Annotated in this window: 16 protein-coding genes; 4 read left to right on the plus strand and 12 right to left on the minus strand. The window is 61.6% G+C overall.

From position 1 onward, the window contains the following. The first annotated feature begins 34 nt into the window (after positions 1–34). The 3 genes from rpsO to AAZU54_RS23660 all read left to right on the plus strand — a co-directional run bounded on the left by rpsO (position 35) and on the right by AAZU54_RS23660 (position 3,295). Positions 35–304 (plus strand): 30S ribosomal protein S15, encoded by a 270-nt coding sequence (gene rpsO / locus AAZU54_RS23650; protein WP_009404303.1) that lies wholly within the window; start codon positions 35–37, stop codon positions 302–304. A gap of 249 nt (positions 305–553) precedes the next feature. Continuing rightward, positions 554–2,659, plus strand: a complete 2,106-nt coding sequence (pnp, locus tag AAZU54_RS23655; RefSeq protein ID WP_186556487.1) for a polyribonucleotide nucleotidyltransferase — start codon at positions 554–556, stop codon at positions 2,657–2,659. A 285-nt stretch (positions 2,660–2,944) separates the two neighbouring features. Continuing rightward, positions 2,945–3,295 (plus strand): BON domain-containing protein, encoded by a 351-nt coding sequence (locus AAZU54_RS23660; protein WP_186556486.1) that lies wholly within the window; start codon positions 2,945–2,947, stop codon positions 3,293–3,295. An 84-nt stretch (positions 3,296–3,379) separates the two neighbouring features. Here the strand turns inward: AAZU54_RS23660 and AAZU54_RS23665 are convergent, their stop codons facing one another. Continuing rightward, positions 3,380–3,682 (minus strand): putative quinol monooxygenase, encoded by a 303-nt coding sequence (locus AAZU54_RS23665; RefSeq protein ID WP_186556485.1) that lies wholly within the window; start codon positions 3,680–3,682, stop codon positions 3,380–3,382. 60 nt (positions 3,683–3,742) lie between these two features. Here AAZU54_RS23665 and AAZU54_RS23670 point away from each other — a divergent pair, with 60 nt between their 5' ends. After that, positions 3,743–4,156, plus strand: coding sequence for a VOC family protein (locus AAZU54_RS23670; protein ID WP_312151264.1), 414 nt, complete (start codon positions 3,743–3,745; stop codon positions 4,154–4,156). A 157-nt stretch (positions 4,157–4,313) separates the two neighbouring features. Here the strand turns inward: AAZU54_RS23670 and AAZU54_RS23675 are convergent, their stop codons facing one another. The 11 genes from AAZU54_RS23675 to AAZU54_RS23725 form a co-directional block, all read right to left on the minus strand. After that, positions 4,314–7,250: a DUF748 domain-containing protein gene (locus tag AAZU54_RS23675; protein ID WP_312151265.1), complete on the minus strand. Its 2,937-nt coding sequence runs from the start codon at positions 7,248–7,250 to the stop codon at positions 4,314–4,316. A gap of 78 nt (positions 7,251–7,328) precedes the next feature. Continuing rightward, on the minus strand, positions 7,329–8,198 hold the full coding sequence (locus AAZU54_RS23680) for an oxygenase MpaB family protein (protein ID WP_186556482.1): 870 nt from the start codon (positions 8,196–8,198) through the stop codon (positions 7,329–7,331). A gap of 39 nt (positions 8,199–8,237) precedes the next feature. Next, positions 8,238–10,172: an acetate--CoA ligase gene (gene acs, locus AAZU54_RS23685; protein WP_434727742.1), complete on the minus strand. Its 1,935-nt coding sequence runs from the start codon at positions 10,170–10,172 to the stop codon at positions 8,238–8,240. Between the two features lie 172 nt (positions 10,173–10,344). Further along, complete coding sequence (pgi, locus tag AAZU54_RS23690) at positions 10,345–12,009, minus strand: glucose-6-phosphate isomerase (RefSeq protein WP_186556480.1); 1,665 nt, start codon at positions 12,007–12,009, stop codon at positions 10,345–10,347. A 324-nt stretch (positions 12,010–12,333) separates the two neighbouring features. Next, positions 12,334–13,197, minus strand: coding sequence for a pantoate--beta-alanine ligase (gene panC, locus AAZU54_RS23695; protein WP_186556479.1), 864 nt, complete (start codon positions 13,195–13,197; stop codon positions 12,334–12,336). Then, on the minus strand, positions 13,194–13,994 hold the full coding sequence (panB, locus tag AAZU54_RS23700) for a 3-methyl-2-oxobutanoate hydroxymethyltransferase (protein ID WP_186556478.1): 801 nt from the start codon (positions 13,992–13,994) through the stop codon (positions 13,194–13,196). Before panB ends, panC begins: the two co-directional genes overlap by 4 nt. 249 nt (positions 13,995–14,243) lie before the next feature. Beyond that, the gene (gene folK, locus AAZU54_RS23705; RefSeq protein WP_186556477.1) at positions 14,244–14,723 is read right to left on the minus strand and encodes a 2-amino-4-hydroxy-6-hydroxymethyldihydropteridine diphosphokinase; all 480 of its coding nucleotides are present in this window, start codon (positions 14,721–14,723) and stop codon (positions 14,244–14,246) included. A 2-nt stretch (positions 14,724–14,725) separates the two neighbouring features. Further along, positions 14,726–16,114, minus strand: coding sequence for a polynucleotide adenylyltransferase PcnB (locus AAZU54_RS23710; RefSeq protein WP_186556476.1), 1,389 nt, complete (start codon positions 16,112–16,114; stop codon positions 14,726–14,728). A 748-nt stretch (positions 16,115–16,862) separates the two neighbouring features. Continuing rightward, on the minus strand, positions 16,863–18,314 hold the full coding sequence (locus AAZU54_RS23715; protein ID WP_434727743.1) for a sigma-54-dependent transcriptional regulator: 1,452 nt from the start codon (positions 18,312–18,314) through the stop codon (positions 16,863–16,865). 4 nt (positions 18,315–18,318) lie between these two features. After that, on the minus strand, positions 18,319–21,294 hold the full coding sequence (locus AAZU54_RS23720; protein ID WP_186556474.1) for a sensor histidine kinase: 2,976 nt from the start codon (positions 21,292–21,294) through the stop codon (positions 18,319–18,321). Continuing rightward, on the minus strand, positions 21,278–21,454 hold the full coding sequence (locus AAZU54_RS23725; protein ID WP_003250005.1) for a hypothetical protein: 177 nt from the start codon (positions 21,452–21,454) through the stop codon (positions 21,278–21,280). Before AAZU54_RS23725 ends, AAZU54_RS23720 begins: the two co-directional genes overlap by 17 nt. Positions 21,455–21,657: the final 203 nt, after the last annotated feature.

Consider the following 21,657-nt stretch of genomic DNA (forward strand, 5'->3'; position numbering starts at 1 on the left):
CCGCTTGCGGGATCCGTTTATCTGGAGATGCCAAATGGCCCTCAGCGTTGAAGAAAAAGCTCAAATCGTTGCCGACTATCAGCAAGCCGCCGGCGACACCGGTAGCCCGGAAGTGCAGGTTGCTCTGCTGACCGCCAACATCAACAAACTGCAAGGCCACTTCAAGGCCAACGGTAAAGACCACCACTCGCGTCGTGGCCTGATCCGTATGGTTAACCAGCGTCGCAAGCTGCTGGACTACCTGAAGGGCAAAGACACCACTCGTTACAGCGCCCTGATCGGTCGTCTGGGTCTGCGTCGCTAATAGCGGCCTGGCCAGTGGTGTGCATGGCGTGTCGCATTCTTCGGCAGTGCTGCTTGGCAGCGCTACCGTCGGACACGCTACGCGTATCTTCGAGGTTGGCAGCCTGGCATCGCTGAGCGGTTTATCCGCCCAGCAGCCAGGCTCCCAGCCTCGATTTGTATCTGGACGGTCAATGGGGCCGATTCCCCGTTCTGCCCAAGAATTCGTAAGAAACCAGTTCCCCCAGAGCCACTGAAAAGGTAGGAAACCGTGAACCCGGTAATCAAGAAATTCCAGTTCGGTCAATCGACCGTTACGCTCGAAACCGGCCGCATTGCCCGTCAGGCATCCGGCGCCGTGCTCGTCACCGTCGACAACGACGTCACCGTTCTGGTGACCGTGGTCGGTGCCAAGCAAGCTGATCCAGGCAAGGGCTTCTTCCCGCTGTCTGTTCACTACCAGGAAAAGACCTACGCCGCGGGCAAGATCCCAGGTGGTTTCTTCAAGCGTGAAGGCCGTCCTTCCGAGAAAGAGACCCTGACCTCGCGCCTGATCGACCGTCCGATCCGTCCGCTGTTCCCAGAAGGCTTCATGAACGAAGTGCAGGTTGTCTGCACCGTCGTCTCCACCAGCAAGAAGACCGATCCGGACATCGCTGCGATGATCGGTACCTCGGCTGCCCTGGCGATTTCCGGCATTCCATTCGAAGGCCCGATCGGCGCCGCCCGTGTTGCTTTCCATGAGAGCACCGGCTACCTGCTCAACCCAACCTACGAGCAACTGGCCGCTTCGAGCCTGGACATGGTCGTCGCCGGTACTGCCGACGCTGTCTTGATGGTTGAATCGGAAGCCAAAGAGCTGACCGAAGACCAGATGCTGGGCGCTGTGCTGTTCGCCCACGATGAGTTCCAGGCCGTTATCCAGGCTGTCAAAGAGCTGGCTGCCGAAGCTGCCAAGCCGACTTGGGACTGGAAACCTGCCGTTGCCAACACCGAGCTGCTCAACGCTATCCGCGCTGAGTTCGGCGACGCCGTTTCCCAGGGCTACACCATCACCGTCAAGGCCGACCGTTATGCGCGCCTGGGCGAGCTGCGCGATCAAGCGATCGCCAAGTTCTCCGGCGAAGAAGGCCAGCCTTCTGCCGCCGAAGTCAAAGAAATCTTCGGTGAGATCGAGTACCGCACCGTTCGCGAAAACATCGTTAACGGCAAGCCACGTATCGACGGTCGCGACACCAAGACTGTACGTCCGCTGAACATCGAAGTCGGCGTTCTGCCAAAGACTCACGGTTCGGCCCTGTTCACCCGTGGCGAAACCCAGGCCCTGGTCGTTGCGACCCTGGGTACTGCCCGTGACGCCCAGTTGCTGGACACCCTCGAAGGCGAGAAGAAAGACCCCTTCATGCTGCACTACAACTTCCCACCGTTCTCGGTAGGTGAGTGTGGTCGTATGGGCGGTGCTGGCCGTCGCGAAATCGGCCACGGCCGTCTGGCCCGTCGTTCGGTTCAGGCCATGTTGCCTGCTGCTGACGTGTTCCCGTACACCATCCGTGTCGTTTCGGAAATCACCGAATCCAACGGCTCGAGTTCCATGGCTTCGGTCTGCGGCGCTTCGCTGGCCCTGATGGACGCTGGTGTACCGATGAAGGCGCCGGTTGCCGGTATCGCCATGGGTCTGGTCAAGGAAGGCGAGAAGTTCGCCATCCTCACCGACATCCTCGGTGACGAAGACCACCTGGGCGACATGGACTTCAAGGTAGCCGGTACCGCCAAAGGTGTTACCGCGCTGCAGATGGACATCAAGATCAACGGCATCACCGAAGAGATCATGGAAATCGCCCTGGGCCAGGCCCTGGAAGCGCGCCTGAACATCCTCGGCCAGATGAACCAGATCATCGGTCAATCGCGTACCGAGCTGTCGGCCAACGCTCCGACCATGATCGCGATGAAGATCGACACCGACAAGATCCGCGACGTGATCGGCAAAGGTGGCGCGACCATCCGTGCCATCTGCGAAGAGACCAAGGCTTCGATCGACATCGAAGACGACGGCTCGATCAAGATCTTCGGCGAAACCAAGGAAGCGGCTGAGGCAGCACGCCAGCGCGTTCTGGGTATCACCGCTGAGGCCGAGATCGGCAAGATCTACGTGGGTAAGGTTGAGCGCATCGTCGACTTCGGCGCGTTCGTCAACATCCTGCCTGGCAAAGACGGCCTGGTGCACATCTCGATGCTCAGCGATGCGCGTGTCGAGAAAGTCACCGACGTGCTCAAAGAAGGTCAGGAAGTTGAAGTACTGGTACTGGACGTGGACAACCGCGGCCGTATCAAGCTGTCGATCAAAGACGTTGCCGCGGCCAAGGCTTCGGGCGTTTAACAGCACAGCTGTAGCGTAAGAAAAGGACCCTTCGGGGTCCTTTTTTTTGCCCTGGATTTTACCGCTGGTGCTCTGGCAGCAAACCCTTGGTGTACTTGCATCTTGCACGCAGGTTTATCCCGCTACATGCAAAATGCACGATACCTACTGTTGAGTAAAAATACTAAGGTATTGATTTATAAGGATTTTATTGAATGCAAAAACCTGGCACAGCCCCTGCAATAGTATCTTCACCTGACGCCAAAAGACCTGGCGCAGACCTTTCGAACAACAGGAGTGTCTCGTATGAAGAAGTTCGCCATTGCTGCCGCTGCTGCAACCGCTCTGACCCTGACCATGGCTAACGCGGCCTTTGCCCAGCAGCCAACCCAGGCGCCTATGATGCTGGCGGCTGGTGAAGTCACCAAGGCCAAGGAAGAGACCAAGGACACCTGGATCACCACCAAGGTAAAAGCTGATCTGCTGACTGAAAAAGGGATTCCAGGCAGTGACATCAAAGTCGAGACCAACAAAGGGGTAGTTTCTCTGTCCTCGGATGTAGCTATCACCGAAGCCCAGAAAACGACCGCTGTTGCGATTGCCAAGAAAATCAAAGGCGTTCAAGCCGTTTCGGCTGACGGCCTGAAAGCCGAATAAGGATTGTCCCGACGGCCACAAGGATTTGGCCACCCACACAAAAACCCCGGCTCAGGCCGGGGTTTTTATTTGCCTGGTGGGCTTTCAACTCACCGGGTTACGCGCCACTACATCACTTTCAAAACACGTTTGATCGACAATCAACGGCTCAACCAGCGGCCGGCTGTCGCGAAAGTGCGCGGTTTGTGTGTGTGCTTCATAAGCTGCGTCGTCGCAGTAGATCTCGTAGAGATAGATCACATCGGGGTCGAGGCGATCCTGGGATACGTCGAACACCAGGCAACCAGGCTCAGTCGCCACAGAGGCAGCAGCGTTGGCTGTGATTGCGCTCAGGAAAGCATCCGCACTGCCGGGTTTGACACGGGTCTTGATGAACAGGCTATACACAGGTCGTCCTTTTTGTTTTAAATTCTGTTTTGAATTGTATACAAAAATGGAGCCCTGCCAATGTCCGAATTACCTGCCCGCCCTGGTCGACTCAACGGTCTGCGCCACATTGCCCTGTTGGTACCCAATCTGGAGGAGTGCGAGCGCTTTTATGTCGATGTACTCGGTATGGAAGTGCTGCACCGAGCCAACGAAGACCTGGTCTATCTCACCTGCGGCAACGACAACCTATCGTTGGGGCGTGGCGCTGGGGCTGCCAACGGGCTGCAGACCTTGGATCACTACGGGTTCATTGTCGACAGCGTGGAAGAGTTGGACGCCTGGTACCAGTATTTCAAAGCGCACGGCGTCACCCTGCTCGATAGGCCTTTCAATCATGGCGATGGCGCGCGCAGTTTCCATTTGCTCGATCCTGCGGGCAATAAAGTGCAGCCGCTGTATCACCCGGCAGTATCGGGGCAGCGGTTGGTCTAGGCGGGAGGAAGCTGCAGGGTTGCGATTTGAGTTGTCTGTTTTGGGGCTGCTTTGCAGCCCTTCGCGGGTACAGGGACCGCGCCGCTCTGTAGAAGCGGGTTTGGCGAGGCACCGGAACGCCGCGAAGGGCTGCACAGCAGCCCCAAGACAGACGATACTACTCAGCGTCTAGATGCATCGGCGTGATCACCCGCCCATCGCTCTCGGCTTTACCCAGGGTGGTATCGATGAAGTACACCCGGTCATCCTCAAGCTTGCCCTTGTCCACCAGGTAATCCTTGATGTTGCCGGCGCGTTCCTGGCCCAGCTGACGCAGCAGTGCAGCGCTTTCCGCCCACGACTTGATCACCGCTTCGCGCAGCTTGGCCGTACGTTCATCGCGGCTCAGTTCCTGCCATTCGCCCGGGGGCTGCTGTTTCAAGCGCGTGCGGTAGATGCCTTCGAGCATGGCCGGCTTGTCGCTGTCATCTACCACCAACATGGAGGCGTTGGCCGGCACCTTGTCACCACGGCGCTGGAGGATCTTGTACCAAGTAGCCTGGTACTCGCGCTCCAGACGCTGTTCGGCGATCAATGGGCCGTCGCTGGTCTGGGCGCTGGTGCCTTCGATTTCCAGGCGCAGTTCCGGGCGCTCTTTAAGGGCGGAGGCCAGCTTGTCCAGGGCCGACTGGGCGTCGCCACTCAGGTCGCTGGAACCTGGAGCAAAGGCCACGGTACCGAGGTCTTCCGAACCGCCGCCGGCGACCAGCCCACCAATGAACTTGAACGGCGCCTGGGCTGCACGCAGCACCAGGTTGCGCAGGGTCTGCCAGACGATCGGCATGACGCTGAACTGGGGATTATTAAGGTCGCCGGTGACCGGCAGCTCGATCGAGATCTTGCCTTCGGTATCCTTGAGCAGCGCCACCGCCAGGCGGATGGGCAGGTCCACGGCATCCGGGCTGTCGACTTTCTCACCCAGTTGCAGCTGCTCGACCACCACTTTGTTCTCGGCTTTGAGCTGGCCGTTGGTGATCAGGTAGTGCAGGTCGAGGTTCAGCCGCCCCTTGCGGATGCGGAAACCTGCGAACTTGCCGGAGTAGGGCGTCAGGGTGGTCAGCTCGACCCGCTTGAAGCTGGTAGCGATGTCCAGGCTGGCCATCGGGTTGAATGGATTGAGCGCACCTTTGATGGTGACCGGGGCATAACGGTCGACCTTGCCCTTGATGTCGACTTTCGCCGGAGCCGGCTTGCGGTTGTCGATGGTGCCAACCTGGCCATTGAGCTGCTGCACCGCCGTGGCGAAGTTGGGGGTCAGGGTCAGATCGGCGAAATTCGCCGAGCCATCGTTGATGTCGATCTGGCCGATGTGAATCCCCAGCGGCTTGTCGTTGCTGGCCGCTGCCGGCTTGGCTTGGGCAGTACTGGCGCTACCGGCCGGTTGTGGAATCAGCAGGTCATCGACGTTGGTGGTGCGGTCTTCGTTGATGATGAAGCGCGCATACGGCTGCAGCAGATTGACCTTGTCGATCGACAGGGCATCACCATGCACATAGGACAGACCGTCGAGGTTCAGTTGCTGCCATTTGACGAAGTCGCGGTTCTTGATCGTATCGAGGGTGTGCAGTTGGTTGACCTGGGCCTTGCCGCCGACGCTGAAGGCCAGCGGCTCGGTGCTCTTGAGGTCGACCTTGAGGTTGCTCGAGAGCATGCCACTGCGCAGTTCCAGGCGAATGAACGGGCTGATGTAGGCCTGGGCCACCCGCAGGTCGATATCGCTGGTAGTGACATCGAGCTTGGCCGTTACCGGTGCCAGGTTGACCTGGCCTGCGGCCTGCAGCTTGCCTTGCTTGCCGACGCCAGTGTCGAGCTTGAGGGTGAAGGGCGACTTGTTGAGGCTGTCGAAACCCTGCAGGTCAAGGTTGAGCGGACCGACGTCCAACGCTACCGGCTCTTTCTGGCTGCGGTCAGCCAGGTGAATCATGTAGTTGCGCGCCTGTACATCCTTGAGCAATACCTGCCAAGGCTTGCTCGGCTCTGCTGCGGCTTTCTCCTCGCTGCTGGGCTCAGCGGCAGCGGGTTCGGCTTTTTCTTTTGGGCTGGCCTTGGCCGGCTGGCTGGCGAATAACTTCTGCCAATCGAGCTGGCCATCTTTTTCCAGTGCTGCCCAGGTTTCCAGTTTCTCACTACGGATCTTGCCGACGGTGACCAACTGCTTGGCCAGGTCGATAGAGGTCTCGCTGACCTCAAGGCTCGCCAGGCGGGCCAATGGGCGGCCGTCCGGTGCCTTGATGGCGAACGGGGCGATGCGCACCGAAGTGTTGTCCAGCAACAGCTCGGTTTCCTTTGCCAGGTTGAGCTTGTAGTGGGTGTCGAGGCTGATTACGCCGTCTTCCAGGACCAACGGCACAGCGTCGCGCACGTAGGGCCACCAGGCTTTCATCTTGCCGTCGGTGATCTTCAAGGTGCCTTCGGAGGCAATCGGGGCCAGACCCAGGGTGCCTTTCCAGTCGATGCGGCCACCGGCCGGGCCATTGGCGACCAGGCTCATGTCAGCGTTGTCGTCAGGTAGGGTGCTGAGGTTCTTCAGCTCAAGGTTCATCGAGTCGTAAAGAAACTCGATGGGCTCACTCGGACGCAGGTCCTGGAAGTGCAGGTAGCCTTCGTTGAGCTTGATGCTGCCAATGCGCAGCGGGAACGGATCGCTCGCCGGCTCTTCAGCTTTCGGCTCGCTGGGCGGCAGTTTGAACAGCTGGGTGAGGTTGAGGCTGCCGTCTTTGGCGAACAGCACTTCGCTGCGCGCCTTGTCCAGCTCCACTGCATCCAGGTGCAGGGCGCCGCTCCACAGGCTGTCGAGCGAGAGGTTGGCGTAAAGGCGTTCGAAGCCGACCTGCTCTTTGCCCGGCTCGCCAATCTGCAAGCCCCAAAGCGTCAGTTCAAGGCTGAAGGGGTTGAGCTCGATACGCGTCAATTGCGCCGGCACCGTGGCGTACTTGGCCAACTGCTGGTTGGCAATACGCAGGCCGACGCCGGGGAGAATGAGGAAGCCGAGCAGGCTATACAGGGCCACGAGGGCCAGCAAGGCGCCGATGGCGCGAGTCAATCCTTTGGGCATGTGCAGCTTCGTCTATCCAAGCGGGAGTGCTTGGAGTATGGCACGTTAAATCGGTTCCGCAGAACCAGCCAAATTACCTTAGTCGATGCCCATGCGCCGCCTGGCCCGATGCGCCGAGCTGTCGCGCATGGCCCAGCGCAAGACCGGCGCGGTGCGGGCTATGCCCAGGCGGATCATGCGACTGCGCAATTGCCCCTGGTGCAGACCGAGCATGTCCCGGCCCCAGTCCGGCAGCAGGTCGATGCCCGCTTGCAGCATGAGCTTGCCCACAGGCTCAGCCAGACGGCTGGGGGCAGGGGCCTTGAGCAGAATGCTCACTACCTCAAGGCTACGGGCGTCGCACTGCAGGTGCGGGCGCATGCGTTGCAGGTAGTCGTCGATCTGCTGGCAGGAGCGAGGCACGTTACGTGCCCCAAGGCGCTCGGCGATCAGTGCGATCTCATCGTAATACGCGTCCTGGTCGGCGCGAGACAGATGGGGGTTGCGGTAACGCAGGTGCGCGGCAAGAAAACTGCTGACCTCGGCCACATGTACCCAGGTCAGCAGATCGGGATCACTGGCGGCATACGGGCGGCCATCGGCAGCGGTGCCGACCACTTGCAGGTGGATGGTGCGCACCTTGTCGATCAACCATTGGGCATCGCGGGTCGAGCCAAAGGTGGTGCCGGAGATGAACTGGCTGGTGCGGCGCAAGCGACCCAGCAAGTCCTGACGAAAGTTGGAGTGATCCCATACCCCGGCCAACGCCAGCGGATGCAGCAGTTGCAGCATCAGCGCACTAATGCCGCCTACCAGCATGCTGGGGAAGTCGCCATGCACCTGCCAGCTGATGCTCTTGGGTCCGAACAAGCCAGGGTCGCCTTTGGGCGATTCCAGGTCGAGCTGGCCGAGGGCCAACCCGGTGAGGCTCATGACCTGGGTTTCGATACGACGGCGTAAGGCTTCCATGGCGACCTGCTGTTGGGGGCAGCCCGCCATGGGCCGCCGTCATTGGTTGAGGCGTTTGTCGATCAAGCCCTGGACCACGCTGGGGTCGGCCAAGGTCGAAGTATCGCCCAGGTTGTCCAGCTCGTTGCAGGCGATCTTGCGCAGTATACGCCGCATGATCTTGCCCGAACGGGTCTTGGGCAGGGCAGGCGCCCACTGGATCATCTCGGGCTTGGCGAAGCTGCCGATCTCCTTGCTGACCAGTGCCAGCAGTTCAGCCTTGAGAGTATCGTCAGGGTCGACCCCATTCATCGGCGTGACGAAGGCGTAGATGCCTTGCCCCTTGAGATCGTGAGGGTAACCGACCACGGCCGCCTCGGCGATGCTGTCGTGCAGCACCAGCGCGCTTTCCACCTCGGCAGTGCCGATGCGGTGGCCGGAGACGTTGATCACATCGTCGACCCGCCCGGTGATCCAGTAGTCGCCATCGGCGTCGCGGCGGGCGCCGTCACCGGTGAAGTAGTAGCCGGGCAACGGCTTGAAATAAGTGTCGACCATGCGCTGATGGTCGCCATACACACTGCGAATCTGTCCAGGCCAGCTGGCCTTGATCGCCAGCAGCCCAGCGCCTGCGCCCTCGATCAGCTTGCCCTGCTCGTCCAGCAGCACCGGCTGCACACCAAACAGCGGCTGGGTGGCGCAGCCTGGCTTGAGCTGCGGGTTGCCTGGCAGCGGGCTGAGCATGATGCCGCCGGTTTCGGTCTGCCACCAGGTATCGACGATCGGGCAGCGCTTCTGCCCAACCTCCTCGAAGTACCATTCCCAAGCTTCCGGGTTGATCGGCTCGCCGACGCTGCCAAGCAGCCGCAGGCTTTTCCTCGAGGTGCTTTGCAGTGGGCCTGAGCCTTCGCGCATCAGCGCGCGCAGGGCGGTTGGCGCGGTGTAGAAGATGTTCACCTGATGCTTGTCGACCACCTGCCAGAACCGCGAGGTGTCCGGGTAGTTGGGCACGCCCTCGAACATCAGCGAGATCGCCCCATTGGCCAATGGGCCGTAGACGATATAGCTGTGGCCAGTGACCCAGCCGACATCGGCAGTGCACCAGAACACCTCGCCGTTACGGTAATCGAACACCACCTTGAAGGTCAGCGTGGCTTGCAGCAGGTAACCGCCGGTGGTGTGCAGCACGCCTTTGGGTTTGCCGGTGCTGCCGGAGGTGTACAGGATGAACAGCGGGTCTTCAGCTTCCATTGGCTCAGGCGGGCAGTCGTCGCCAGCCAGTTCGGTCGCGGTGTGGTACCAGAGGTCGCGGTTGTTGTCCCAGGCGACTTCGCCACCGGTGCGCCGCACCACGAACACGCTGCTGACGTTGGGGCAGCTGGCCAGGGCCTTGTCGACGTTTTGTTTGAGCGCGATACGTTTGCCACCGCGTACGCCTTCGTCGGCGGTGATCACGGTGCGGCAATCGGCATCGAGAATACGGTCGCGCAGGGCATCGGGGGAGAAGCCGCCGAAGACCACCGAGTGAATCGCGCCGATGCGAGCGCAGGCGAGCATGGCGTAGGCCGCTTCAGGGATCATCGGCATATAGATGCATACCCGATCGCCTTTGTTCACGCCGCGGGCCTTGAGCGCGTTGGCCAGGCGGCAGACTTGCCGGTGCAGTTCGCGGTAGCTGATGGCGTTCGAATCTTGCGGATCGTCACCTTCCCAGAGCAGCGCGGTCTGCTCGCCGCGCTTGGCCAAGTGACGGTCGATGCAGTTGTAGCTGACGTTCAGTTGGCCACCGTCGAACCAGCGCGCCTCGCCGGTTTTCAGGTCCGACTGCTGCACGCGGGTCCAGGGTTTGATCCAATCCAGGCGTTTGGCCTGTTCGGCCCAGAAGTTGTCTGGGTCGTCTACCGACTGGCGGTAGAGGCGTTGGTAATCGTCCACAGTCAGCTGTGCGGACTGGCTGACGGCCAAGGCGGTGGGGTATTTGCTGAGATCGAACATGGCGGGTTGTCCTGCTCTTGTCGTGGCAATCATTCGATGGACAGTGTAGTCAGCGAACGTGTTCCACGAAGTTGGCAGGGCAGAAACCATCGCGGGGCAAGCCTGCCCCCACGCCCTTCAAGGCTGCGTGAGAGCGGGCTTGCCCCGCGATAGAGAGTGGGCAGCGGTAGGATCAGCCGCGGTGACGCCCACGGAAGTAGTTGATCAAGCCTTGGGTAGAGCCGTCTTCGGCGGACTCTTCCTGAGCGCCCACCAGACGCTGGTAAACACCCTTGCCGAGTTCTTTGCCCAGTTCCACTCCCCACTGATCGAAGGCGTTGATGCCCCACACCACGCTTTGCACGAACACCTTGTGCTCATACATCGCCACCAGTGCGCCGAGGCGGCGCGGACTGATGCGCTCGACTACCAAGGTGTTGCTCGGGCGGTTGCCCGGGATCACCTTGTGCGGCGCGAGCTTGTCGATATCCGCTTCGTTCAGGCCTTTGCCGCGCAGTTCGGCCTCAGCCTCTTCGCGGGTCTTGCCGAGCATCAGCGCCTGGCTCTGCGACAGGCAGTTGGCGTACAGCCACTGGTGATGGTCGGCGACCGGATTGAAGCTCACCACAGGGACGATGAAGTCCGCCGGGATCAAGTGGGTGCCTTGGTGCAGCAACTGGTGATAAGCGTGCTGACCGTTGCAACCCACACCACCCCAGATCACCGGGCCAGTCTCGGTTTTCACCGGGGTGCCGTCTTGCAGCACGCTCTTGCCGTTGGACTCCATGTCCAGCTGTTGCAGGTGCTTGGTGATGTTACGCAGGTAGTGGTCGTATGGCAGGATCGCGTGGCTGTTGGCGCCCCAGAAATTGCCGTACCAGACGCCGAGCAGGGCCAGCAGGACCGGCATGTTCTTGTCGAACGGCGCGGTCTGGAAGTGCTGGTCCATGGTGTAGGCGCCAGACAGCAGTTCTTTGAAGTTGGCGGTGCCGATGGCCAGGGCGATCGGCAAGCCGATGGCCGACCACAGCGAGTAGCGCCCGCCGACCCAGTCCCACATGGGGAAGATGTTCTCTTCGCGAATACCGAAGGCCACGGCGGCGGCCTTGTTGCTCGAGACGGCGATGAAGTGGCGATACAGCTCGGCCTCGGAGCCGCCTTGGGCCAGGTACCAGGTCCGTGCGGCCATGGCGTTCTTCAAGGTCTCGAGGGTGTTGAACGACTTCGACGAGACGATGAACAGCGTGGTTTCGGCGCGCAGGTTGGCCGACAGCTCATGGAATTCACTGCCGTCGATGTTCGCCAGGTAATGGCAGCGTACCCCGCGCTGCGCGTAGGGCAGCAGGGCTTCGGAAACCAGCTCCGGGCCGAGGAACGAGCCACCGATGCCGATGTTGACCACATCGGTGATCGGCTTTTCGCTGTATCCGCGCCACAGGCCGTCGTGGATGCGGCCGACCAGCTCGGTGATCTGGTTGAGGACCTTGTGCACCTCAGGCATCACGTTGACGCCATTGACGCTGAGCTTGTCGCCCACCGGGCGGCGCAGCGCGGTGTGCAGCACCGGGCGTCCTTCCGAGGCGTTGATGATTTCGCCGTTGAACATCGACTCGATGGCCTGGGCAAGATCGACTTCATTGGCCAGGTTGACCAGCAGCTCGCGGGTCTGCTCGGTAATCAGGTTTTTCGAGTAGTCGAGGAACAACCCGCAACTGCTCAGGGAAAACTGGTCGAAGCGCTTGGAATCGGCAGCGAAGGCTTCGCGCATGCTGAAGCCCTGCATGGCGTCGCGGTGTTGCACAAGCGCCTGCCAAGCGGGCAGCGCCGTCACATCATGGGGGGTACGGTAATACGCCATTGCGGATGGTTTCCTTGATGCATGATCGTGCCTTGGACAACGGGCAGTCGCTGCCGGTTGCAGGCTGGGGATCATTATAGGCATTGCTTGCGTGGGGGGAATGGGGGCAGGCAGGGAGAATTTGGGCCGCTGCGCGGCCCTTCGCGGGCAAGCCCGCTCCCACAGGGATCGAGATGACCTTGAGAGATTCACTATGACTCACGGCAAGCAGTGGGCCTCACAGGCACAACAATGATCGCGTGAAACATGCAAGTCCCTGTGGGAGCGGGCTTGCCCGCGAAGAGGCCAGCACTGACACAGCAAGGCCAGTTGCTCCCCCAAGGCCTAGGCAGTCAGTTCATCCAGATGCAGGTACAGGTTATCGATCAGTCGTGTAGTACCCAGGTACGCTGCAGCAATTACCACCACATCGCGATCATCGATCATTGCCGGACGCAAGGTCAGTGCATGGCGCACCTCCAGATAGTCCGGGCGAAAACCTGCTGCCAGCAGCTGCGCCTGAGCCGCAACGATCAACGCTGCATAGTCGCGCTGACCATGGCGAATGGCGTCGGCCATCGCACTCAGTTCACGATACAGCGCCGGCGCCGCTGCGCGCTGCTCCGGGCTCAGGTAACCATTGCGCGACGACAGTGCCAGGCCATCCTCGGCGCGCACGGTCGGCTCGCCGATGATCTGGATCGGCATGTTCAGGTCGCGCACCATGGCGCGGATCACCGCCAGCTGCTGGAAGTCTTTCTCGCCGAATACGGCAAGGTCGGGCTGGACCATGTTGAACAGCTTGCTGACCACGGTTGCGACACCTTCGAAGTGCCCAGGACGGCTGGCGCCGCACAAGCCTTCGGACAACTGCGGCACGCTGACCCGGGTCTGCACGCTCATGCCGTCGGGGTACATCTCTTCGACGGTGGGTGCGAATAGCAGGTGGCAGCCAGCCTGGAGCAAGCGCTCCTGGTCGGCGGCCAGGGTCCGTGGATAGCTGTCGAGGTCTTCGCCGGCGCCAAACTGCAGCGGATTGACGAAGATGCTGGCAACCACGAAATCAGCACGCTGGGCGGCCTTGGTCACTAGCGCAGCATGGCCGCTGTGCAGGTTGCCCATGGTCGGGACGAAGGCGATGCGCTTGCCTTCGCCACGCGCGCGGGCGACGGCAGCGCGCAGCTCGCGCACGGTCTTGACTGTGTTCATGCGCTGAATCCGTGTTCGCTGGCGGGGAAGCTGACGTCTCTGACCGCAGTGACATAGGCGACCAACGCACTGTGGATATCTGGCTGGCCGACCATGAAGTTCTTCACGAACTTCGGCACGCGACCGCTCAAGGACAGGCCGAGCATGTCGTGCAGCACCAGCACCTGGCCGTCAGTTGCACTGCCGGCACCAATACCAATGACCGGAATGCTCACCGCCTGGGTGATCTCCGCCGCCAACTCGCTGGGTACGCATTCGAGCAGCAGCATGGCCGCGCCGGCTTGCTCCAGGGCAATGGCGTCAGCGCGCATCTGCCGCGCTTGGGCTTCCTGGCGGCCTTGGACCTTGTAGCCACCCAGTACATTGACAGTTTGCGGGGTCAAGCCCATGTGCGCGCACACCGGCACGCCGCGCTCGGCCAGCAGGCGGATGGTTTCGGCCAGCCAGGCAGCACCTTCGAGTTTGATCATGTGGGCGCCGGCCTGCATCAGTGTGGCGCAGTTGGCAAAGGCCTGTTCGGCGGTGGCGTGGGCCATGAACGGCAGGTCGGCAAGGATCAACGCGCCGTCATTGCCGCGTTTGACGCAGGCTGTGTGATAGGCCATCTCGGCGGTAGTGACCGGCAGGGTGCTGTCGTGACCTTGCAGGACCATGCCCAGCGAGTCACCCACCAGCAGTACGTCCACACCGGCCTGGCTGGCGACCTTGGCGAAGGTCGCGTCGTAGCAGGTCAGCATGGTGATTTTCTCACCTTTGGCCTTACGGCCGTGCAGGGTGGTCAGGGTTACTTCAGGCATGTAGGAAATCCTCGTTCAGGCGCTGTGAAAAACGACTGCGAACAACGCATGCATTCATCTTCCGGAGCGGCACATCATCGACTGTGATGTTCGGGCACAGGTCCGTCCGGGCCTAAATAGGTGATATGTGGCACATCGACGCCACGGGACGCCTATAGTCGTGAGCGAGGGGGGCGAAGTCAATGACCCTGTTACCGCATTGTTACGGCGCGGGTGTTACTGGCGTTACCGTCGCCTGCAACGCCCGAATTACAGGCGTTCCAGACCGACGAACGGACAGTCTTCGAGCAGCTCGGCGAGGCGCCGGCCATCGGCGAGGGTGAAATCCGCCGGGACCAGTTCGGCCAGCGGGTAGAGCACGAAGGGGCGCGCCTGCATGTGGTAATGCGGCACTTTCAGGCGGGGAATATCGATGACCTGGTCAGCGAACAGCAGTACATCCAGGTCGAGGGTGCGTGGCCCCCAGCGCTCCTGACGGACCCGGCCCTGCTCATTCTCGATCGCTTGCAAGGCATCGAGCAGTTGCAGCGGGGCCAGCGAGGTGTCCAGCGCGGCCACGGCATTGGTGTAGCGCGGCTGGCCTGGCAGCAGCGAGTCACTGGCATAGAAGCTCGACACGCCTGCCAGGCGGGTGCCCTCGGCCTTGTCCAAGGCATCGAGGGCATTGCGCAGCTGTTCGGCGGGATCGGCCAGGTTACTGCCCAGGCCGATGTAGGCGCGGCTGCTCATGCTCAGTCAAAGGCCTCGTCACCGCTGCGCTTGCGCTTGGAGCCGCTGCGCTTGCGTTTGCGTGGGGCGGCACCGGCGCCATCGTCACGGTTGCCCAGGTCGCGGATCATGTCGCGACGCTCGCTGTCGTTGGCTTCCTGGTAGTCAGTCCACCATTGGCCCAGTTCTTCGGTTTCCTCGCCTGCGCTTTCACGCAGCAGCAGGAAGTCGTAGCCGGCACGGAAACGAGGGTTGTCGAGCAGCATGTCGGCGCGTTTGCCGCTGCGGCGCGGCAGGCGCTCCTGCATGTCCCAGATCTCGCGGATCGGCAGGGTGAAGCGTTTCGGGATAGCGATACGCTGGCACTGCTCGGCGATCAAGTCGTGCGCGGCCTGGTTCATGGCCGGGATTGGCGGCACGCCTTGGCTTTGCAGATACAGCGCGCGGCCCGGCAGGGCTGGCCAGAGCAGGGCGGCGAAGAGGAAGGCGGGGGTAACCGGCTTGCCTTGCTTGACGCGCAGGTCGGTGTTGGCCAGTGCCTGGCTGATCAGTGTATGGGTATAGGTCGGACGCTCTTCCAGGGCATGGCTGCTGCCTGGGAACAGCGGCTCGAACAACTCCAGGTCGACCAGCATTTCAAAGACGATTGCGCCTTGGCCGGAGAGGAACAGCTTGAGGCTCTCCTCGAACAGGCGGGCAGCGGGAATCTCGCGCAGCAGTGGCGCCAGCTCACGAATCGGCTTGACCGTGTGCTTTTCGATGCCGAAGTCGAGCTTGGCGGCGAAACGCACGGCGCGCAGCATGCGCACGGGGTCTTCCTGGTAGCGATGGACCGGGTCGCCAATCAAGCGCAACAGGCGGTTGCGGATGTCATGGATACCGTTGGCGTAGTCGAGAATGCGCTCGCTGACCGGATCGTAGTACAGCGCATTGATGGTGAAGTCGCGGCGCTGCGCGTCTTCTTCCAAGGTGCCGTAGACGTTGTCACGCAGGATGCGACCGCTGGCATTGTGCGACGAGCGATGGCTATCGCCTTCGCCTTCGTCCGAATGATGGGCGCGGAAGGTGGCGACTTCGATGATCTCACGGCCGAAATGCACGTGGACCAGCTTGAAGCGACGGCCAATGATCCGGGCGTTGCGGAACTCGGCACGGATCTGTTCGGGGGTGGCGCTGGTGGCGACGTCGAAGTCCTTGGGGTTGATCCCCAGTAGCAAGTCGCGCACGCAGCCACCGACCAGGTAGGCCTGATAGCCGGCGGCCTGCAGGCGGTCGACGATGCTTACCGCATGGCGGCTGAACTGGCTGCGTTGCAGCGAGTGCTGGCTCTTGTTGATCACTTCAGGCGTGGTGCGCCTGTGGTGTTGACCACCGGTGGGCGGACGGAATGACTGGAACAGCTTCTTCAGCATGGGATGCACTGTTTGAAGGAATGTTCGGCCACGGATAGGAGAATGGCCGCATGATGGGCGGGGATTCTAGCATTTACTGGGGGAATGGTGTAGGCGATGCGCCAAGGGGTGTTTCAGGGGGGGAGAAACGACAAGGGGAGCCTAAGCTCCCCAAGAAGTCGTTGCGTGCTCTTATTGTTTTTCTGCTGGGCTTCTTGTTTTTGTTGAGTGCCCTGTCCACAAAGCTCGAAACTTGTGGACGACCCCCAAACCGGGGGTAAAGAGCAAACGGATTGCTTTGGCCGCTGAGGTGATGCTGATCTGTCGATCCAACCAGTGTAGGCGCTGCTTTAGTGCAGTTTTTGTTGTTCTCTGCCTGGTTGTGGGGCAAGCCCCAAACACAACTCCTCTCCAAAAGAATCAGTTAGCTGCGCCTCCGCCGTCTTGTTTTTATTGTGCGTGAGCCGTTTCGTCTTGTTCTTATTCTGAGTTGCAGTGCTTGTTATTGTTCTTGTACCAAACATATAGCAGGTGCCGTGCCAACTTTGGCAGGTCCAGCAAAATCAGGGGTTTGCGGGTTTCTGGCGGGGTTGTCGGGCGGGCAAATGTAGAAATTTCGTTACCGTACGCCTCGGCATCTGTTACGGCGGGAGGGGTGGGGTAACAGATTTTTGCGCGAACTGATCTGTTACCTCTGAACGCATCGCGGGGCAAGCCCGCTCCCACGCGCGTGGGAGCGGGCTTGCCCCGCGATGATGTCGGATCGTTATCAGTTATCGCTGGTAGCGTTGCTCTTGCGCCGTGGAATGCCCAGGCGCTGGCGGCGTTCCCACAGGCACTTGCGGCTGACACCCAGCTTGCGGGCAAGCTCGGTCTCGGTCATGTGGTCCTGGTGTTCGAGGACGAAATGTTGGAAGTAATCTTCCAGCGACAGATCCTCGGTCGGCTCATGGCTGGCGTTGTTGGCGCTGACACCGCTGATGGTCGGCAGATTGTTCAGCAGGTCGTCATCGTCCAAATCGCTCAGTTCGATGTCGATGCCCAGCAGCTCGGCGGAAATTTCCGGGCTCTCGCTGAGAATAACCGCGCGCTCGACAGCGTTTTCCAGCTCGCGCACGTTACCCGGCCAGCTGTAATGACGAATGGCCTGCTCGGCTTCGTGGGAGAAGTGCAGGTCAACGCGACCGATGCGCGCGCTCTGTCGGGCGAGGAAGGCATTGGCGATCTCATTGACGTCACTGCCACGCTCACGCAGGGCCGGCAGCTTCAGGGCGATCACGTGCAGGCGGTAATAAAGGTCTTCGCGGAACTGCCCAGCCTTGGCCAGGTTCTTCAAGTCGCGGTGGGTCGCTGCGATCAGGCGCACATCGACTTTCTGCGACTGCACCGAGCCGACCCGGCGAATTTCGCCTTCCTGCAACACACGCAGCAGACGCGCCTGGGCTTCGAGTGGCAGTTCGCCGATTTCATCGAGGAACAGCGTCCCGCCGTCGGCCGCTTCGACCAGGCCGGCACGACCCGCGCTGGCGCCGGTGAATGCGCCTTTCTCGTGGCCGAACAGCTCCGACTCGATCAGGGTCTCCGGGATGGCCGCGCAGTTGACCGAGATCATCGGCGCCTTGGCCCGTCGCGATAGATTGTGCAGGGCGCGGGCGACCAGCTCTTTACCGGTGCCGGATTCGCCCTGGATCAACACATTGGAGTCAGTCGGGGCGACCTTGCGGATCTTGCTGTACATATCCTGCATCGGCGGGCACGAGCCGATGATGCCGATCTCGCCGTTGGCGGCGTTGTTGCTGCCCTTGTCGGCGGCGCCTGCCTTGCCATTGGCCCGTGGCTCGGCGCTGGCTGGCGCCGCGGCGGGGGCGTTCTGGCGGTCGCGCAGAATCCGCGCCACGGCCTGGAGCATCTCGTCATGGTCGAAGGGCTTGGCGATGTAGTCCACCGCGCCCATCTTCATCGAGTCGACTGCCGAGCGCAGGCTGGCGTAGCTGGTCATGATCAGCACCGGGGTGCCCTGGCCGAGCTTGATCAGCTCGGTGCCGGGCGCGCCAGGCAGACGCAGATCGCTGACGATCAGGTCGAAGGTGGCAATGCTGAAGCGTTCCTGGGCTTCCTGCACCGAGCCGGCTTCGCTGACCTGGTACTGGTTGCGCTCGAGCAGTCGACGCAAGGCCGAGCGGATGATGGTTTCGTCTTCGACGATCAGAATATGCGGCATTGATTCAATTCTCTCGACGGTCTCGAATTTCAGGGGACGTCGCTACGACATGCCGGGGCAGGGTCACGCGGATCCGGGTGCCACGCTGCCGTTCGATATCGGCGGGGCTGTCGATGGTGATTTGCCCATAATGCTCTTCCACGATGGAATAGACCAGAGCGAGCCCCAGTCCGGTTCCCTCGCCTGGGTCCTTGGTGGTGAAGAACGGTTCGAACAGGCGGTCCATGATGTTTTTCGGGATGCCACTGCCTTCGTCCTCGACGATCAGGTCGACGGCGTGCTCGCTCATCTCGCTACGCACCCGCACGGCGCTGCCCGGGGGCGAGGCGTCGCGAGCGTTGGAGAGCAGGTTGATCAGCACCTGGGCCAGGCGTTGCGGGTCGCCCTCGACCCAGTGATCGGGGTCGCAGAGGTTGAAGAACTGTACTTCGAAATTGCGCCGGTTGAGGGCCAGCAGACCGATGGCATCTTGCGCCACCTCCGCTAGGCACACCGGCTCTTCGCTGTTCTGCTGGCTGCCGCCGGCGTGGGCGAAGCTCATCAGCGACTGGACGATGCGCGATACGCGCTTGGTCTGCTCGATGATCTGGCTGGACAGTTCGGTGATCTCGCCATCGCCTTCGCGTTCTTCGCGCAGGTTCTGCGCCAGGCAGGCGATGCCGGTGATCGGGTTGCCGATCTCGTGGGCCACCCCGGCGGCCAGGCGGCCGATGCTGGCCAGGCGCTCGGAGTGCACCAGCTTGTCTTCCAGGGCCTGGGTTTCGGTGAGGTCTTCGACCAGCAGGACCAAGCCGCTGTTACCTGGCGCGAGAGGCTCGTCGATGGCTGCCTTGTGCAGGTTGAGCCAGCGGATTTGGCCATCCAGGCCCAGGCGCTGCTTGTGCAAGTGCTCATCGGGTACGTTGATGAAGCCTTGCAGCAGGCCGCGCCAGGGTTCGCTGATGGTCATCAGGCGTGAACCGACCACGTGCTTGGCGGCGATCCCGGTCAGCTCCTCCATGGCTTTGTTCCACATGAGGATTTCCTGGTCCTTGGCCAGCGAGCAGACCCCCATCGGCAGCTCCTGCAGGGTCTGGCGGTGGTAGCGGCGCAGGGCATCGAGTTCGGCGGCAAGGCCGGTCAGGCGCGAGTGGTAGTCTTCCAGGCGGCTTTCGATGAAGTGGATGTCTTCGGTGACGTAGTTCTCGTTGCCAGACTTGTACGGCAGGAACGTCTCGACCATGTCCTGGGCCACGCTTGGCCCCATCAGCCCGGACAGGTTGGCCTCGATGCGGTCGCGCAAGCGGCGCAGGGCATACGGGCGGCGCTCGTCGAAGGGCAGGTAGAGATCGCGCAGGGCCTGCTCGACTTCTTTTTGCGCGGCCTTGGCGCCGAGCGGCTTGGCCAGTTGGGTGGCGAACTCTTGTGGCGAGGCGGCGTGCAGCTCGCGGCGTTGTGGCCGGCGCACGTTGTCCACCGCACAGGCTTCGGCGGCGCTGATTTCTTCGCTGCTGGCATTGGTGAACAACGAGATCAGGGTGAACAGCAGGACGTTGGCCGCCAGCGAGGCGATTGCCGCCATGTGCCAGCTGGTGTCGTCGAGCACGTAGATCATGTTCAGCAGCGGGATGTAGAAGCCCTGCAGGTTACCCAGTAGCGGCAGCAGCATGGTCACCATCCACACCAGCATGCCGGCCAACAGCCCGGCGATGAAGCCGCGCCGGTTCGCGGTTGGCCAGTACAGGACCGACAGCACGCCAGGGAGGAACTGCAAGGTGGCGACGAAGGCGACGATGCCCAGGTTGGCCAGGCTCTGGTGAGTGTTCTGGGTCAGGTAGAAGATGAATCCGGCGGTGATGATGGCGACGATCAGCGCGCGCCGGGTCCATTTCAGCCACCGGTAGATGTTGCCTTCCGCCGGTGGCTGGTAGAGCGGCAGCACCAGATGATTCAGCGCCATGCCTGACAGCGCCAGGGTGGTGACGATGATCAAGCCGCTGGCGGCGGACAGCCCGCCAATGTAGGCCAGCAGCGCCAGTGCCTCATTGTTTGCGGCAATGCCTAGGCCCAGGGTGAAGTATTCAGGGTTGGTGCTTGCCCCCAGGCGCAGGCCAGCCCAGAGAATCAGCGGCACGGCCAGGCTCATCAACAGCAGGAACAGCGGCAGGCCCCAGCTGGCGCTGACCAGCGAGCGTGGGCTGAGGTTCTCGGTGAAGGCCATGTGGTACATGTGCGGCATGACGATGGCCGAGGCGAAGAACACCAGCAGCAGGGTGCGCCATGGGCCTTCTTGCAAAGGTGTATGCAACGCGGCCAGGGCGGTCTGGTTCTGCAGCAGCCAGACTTCCAGCCCGTGCGGCCCGCCAAACACGCCGTACAGGGCATACAGGCCGACTCCGCCTAGAGCCAGCAGCTTGATCACCGACTCGAAGGCGATGGCGAACACCAGGCCTTCGTGCTTTTCGCGGGTGGCGATGTGGCGTGAGCCGAAGAAGATGGTGAACAGGATAATCAATGCGCAGAAGGCGAACGCCACCCGGGCTTTGACCGGCTCGCCGGTGAGGATGCTGATCGAGTCGGCCACAGCCTGGATCTGCAGGGCCAGCAACGGCAATACGCCAATCAACATGAAGATGGTGGTCAGGGCCCCGGCCCAGGTGCTGCGAAAGCGAAACGCGAGCAGGTCGGCCAGTGACGACAGCTGGTAGGTGCGGGTGATCTTCAAGATCGGGTAGAGCAGCACCGGTGCCAACAGGAAGGCCCCGGACACCCCCAGGTAGCAGGCCAGGAAGCCATAGCCGTACTGATAGGCCAGGCCCACCGAGCCATAGAAGGCCCAGGCACTGGCGTAGACGCCCAGCGACAGGGTGTAGGTCAGCGGGTGGCGGATGACCGAGCGCGGGATCAGCCCGCGTTCGCTGATCCAGGCCACGCCGAACAGCACCAACAGGTACCCGGCGCTGATCAGGATCATCTGGGTCAGGCTAAAGCTCATCGGCATCTCGTTGGCTCTGCAGGATGAAGGTGACGACGATCAGGATCAGCCAGAGCAGGTATGGGCGATACCAGGCTCCGGTCGGCTCGATCCACCAGTCCATGATGGCTGGGGAGAACAAGTAGATCCCCACGACCAGAAGCAGGACCAAACGATAGATGTACATGCTGGCCTCGATGGTTGGGCGCTGCGGGCTTGGACTTATTATTGGCGCAAATGGCGGGGGCGATGCTAGCGGGATTCCGTGTTGTACGGCAAGAAATTGAATTTATTGGGTTTTCGCGTCGTTTTTCAGTGCCAGTGGAGGCCCTATCGCGGGGCAAGCCCGCTCCCACGCCGGCCTATCTCAACTGGGCGCAGGCGTGGGAG

Origin of the sequence: Pseudomonas sp. Je.1.5.c (assembly GCF_051129895.1) — a bacterium.
GTDB classification, from domain to species: Bacteria; Pseudomonadota; Gammaproteobacteria; order Pseudomonadales; family Pseudomonadaceae; genus Aquipseudomonas; species Aquipseudomonas urmiensis.

Excerpts from the sequence above, each read along its gene's own strand:
- rpsO (WP_009404303.1), top strand. The coding sequence starts at position 35 with ATGGCCCTCAGCGTTGAAGAAAAAGCTCAAATCGTTGCCGACTATCAG.
- AAZU54_RS23660 (WP_186556486.1), top strand. The coding sequence starts at position 2,945 with ATGAAGAAGTTCGCCATTGCTGCCGCTGCTGCAACCGCTCTGACCCTG.
- AAZU54_RS23670 (WP_312151264.1), top strand. The coding sequence starts at position 3,743 with ATGTCCGAATTACCTGCCCGCCCTGGTCGACTCAACGGTCTGCGCCAC.
- AAZU54_RS23675 (WP_312151265.1), bottom strand. The coding sequence starts at position 7,250 with ATGCCCAAAGGATTGACTCGCGCCATCGGCGCCTTGCTGGCCCTCGTG.
- AAZU54_RS23680 (WP_186556482.1), bottom strand. The coding sequence starts at position 8,198 with ATGGAAGCCTTACGCCGTCGTATCGAAACCCAGGTCATGAGCCTCACC.
- acs (WP_434727742.1), bottom strand. The coding sequence starts at position 10,172 with ATGTTCGATCTCAGCAAATACCCCACCGCCTTGGCCGTCAGCCAGTCC.
- pgi (WP_186556480.1), bottom strand. The coding sequence starts at position 12,009 with ATGGCGTATTACCGTACCCCCCATGATGTGACGGCGCTGCCCGCTTGG.
- panC (WP_186556479.1), bottom strand. The coding sequence starts at position 13,197 with ATGAACACAGTCAAGACCGTGCGCGAGCTGCGCGCTGCCGTCGCCCGC.
- panB (WP_186556478.1), bottom strand. The coding sequence starts at position 13,994 with ATGCCTGAAGTAACCCTGACCACCCTGCACGGCCGTAAGGCCAAAGGT.
- folK (WP_186556477.1), bottom strand. The coding sequence starts at position 14,723 with ATGAGCAGCCGCGCCTACATCGGCCTGGGCAGTAACCTGGCCGATCCC.
- AAZU54_RS23710 (WP_186556476.1), bottom strand. The coding sequence starts at position 16,114 with ATGCTGAAGAAGCTGTTCCAGTCATTCCGTCCGCCCACCGGTGGTCAA.
- AAZU54_RS23715 (WP_434727743.1), bottom strand. The coding sequence starts at position 18,314 with ATGCCGCATATTCTGATCGTCGAAGACGAAACCATCATCCGCTCGGCC.
- AAZU54_RS23720 (WP_186556474.1), bottom strand. The coding sequence starts at position 21,294 with ATGCCGATGAGCTTTAGCCTGACCCAGATGATCCTGATCAGCGCCGGG.
- AAZU54_RS23725 (WP_003250005.1), bottom strand. The coding sequence starts at position 21,454 with ATGTACATCTATCGTTTGGTCCTGCTTCTGGTCGTGGGGATCTACTTG.